This window comes from Streptomyces sp. NPDC127092, from assembly GCF_042722475.1.
In the GTDB taxonomy this organism is placed as follows: Bacteria; Actinomycetota; Actinomycetes; order Streptomycetales; family Streptomycetaceae; genus Streptomyces.
In genome coordinates, this window is record NZ_JBHXFE010000339.1 from 438 (window position 1) to 1,161 (window position 724).

The following is a 724-nucleotide window of genomic DNA, read 5'->3' on the forward strand; positions in this document are numbered from 1 at the left end:
CTTGATGAGCGCGTACTCGATGGACACCCGGCGGCCGGTGGCCACGAAGTAGTCGTATGCGGCGTCGATCGCCTCGTCCGCCTTCCAGCGCGAGTTCACGGGGATCAGCTCGTCGCGCAGCTCGTCGTCCGGCGCGTGCAGGGACAGCGCGAACGTCAGCGGCACGCCCTCCTCGGCCAGCTTTCGGATGGCCGGCACCAGGCCCACGGTGGACAGCGTGATGTTCCGCGCGGACATCCCCAGGCCCTCGGGCGAGGGGTCCACCATGCGGTGCACGGCGGCCATCACGCGCTTGTAGTTGGCCAGGGGCTCGCCCATGCCCATGAACACGACGTTGGTGACGCGGTCGGCGTCGTGCCCGCCGTCCTTGCGCTTGCCGCCCAGCCCGCCCTGGGCGATCACCTGGTTGGCCAGCACGATCTGCTCCACGATCTCCGCCGTGGACATGTTGCGGGTCAGCCCGGCCTGGCCCGTGGCGCAGAACGGGCAGTTCATGCCGCAGCCGGCCTGGCTGGACACGCACAGCGTCACGCGACCGGGGTACCGCATGAGCACGGACTCCACGAGCGCGCCGTCGAACAGCCGCCACAGGAACTTGACGGTGTCCCCGCGGTCGGTCTCCATGCGCCGGACCTCGGTGAGCAGCGGCGGGAAGAACGCCTCCGCGATCGCCTCCCGCTTGTCCTTGGGCAGGTCCGTCATCTGCTCCGGATCGGTGGTGTAG

General features: G+C 69.8%; 1 protein-coding gene. It reads right to left on the reverse strand.

Annotated elements, in window-relative coordinates:
- The coding region (gene rlmN, locus ACFWJO_RS40235) for a 23S rRNA (adenine(2503)-C(2))-methyltransferase RlmN (protein ID WP_386873306.1) at positions 1–724 on the reverse strand (724 nt) is incomplete at both ends.